This is a genomic window from Flavobacterium sp. AK-345 (genome assembly GCF_058310175.1).
In genome coordinates, this window is the sequence record NZ_JBZEER010000041.1 from 1 (window position 1) to 503 (window position 503).

The window sequence follows — 503 nt, forward strand, 5'->3', positions numbered from 1 at the left end:
TGCCTTCCTGGGCTTTGGATACATATTTATACCTGATGTAGCGGCGGATGATGTAGCTGCCGGGGATATAGTCCAACTCTTCGGTGATTTCTTTGCCGATGCAGGCCATCTCCTCCAGGTTCCCCTCCGGATACAGCTCAATCTCTTCCACCGGAAGATGTTCGGGCAGTTTTGTCCTTCCCGGATGTGAAGAACCGGATTTCCTGCGGACATACTCCACCTTTTCGGTCAGCTGCTCTTCCTGCTGCTTCTGCTGCTCGGCAGTGGCTTCAAAAGGAAGGCTCAGCTGGTCGGAAGATTCGAAGCGTTCCCGCTTCTGTCCGAAGAGTGTGCGCTGGAACTTGGCAATGATCCCCTCCAGCTTTTCAATGCGCTGCTCCCGTTCACCCAACAGGGTAATGAGTTCGGCTTTGCTCAGCTGGTCCAAGGGTTTGTTCATGTATCGAAAATAACAGCCTAAAAGAAGTCTTCAAAGCATTAGTTTCCCACATGGCCCGTGGACA

General features: G+C 52.1%; 1 protein-coding gene. It reads right to left on the reverse strand.

Going from position 1 to position 503, the window contains the following annotated elements:
* Positions 1-439 (reverse strand): IS66 family transposase (locus tag AC4FQ3_RS22835; protein WP_491183412.1); only part of this gene is annotated, 439 nt, incomplete at its 3' end.
* Between the last annotated feature and the right edge of the window lie 64 nt (positions 440-503).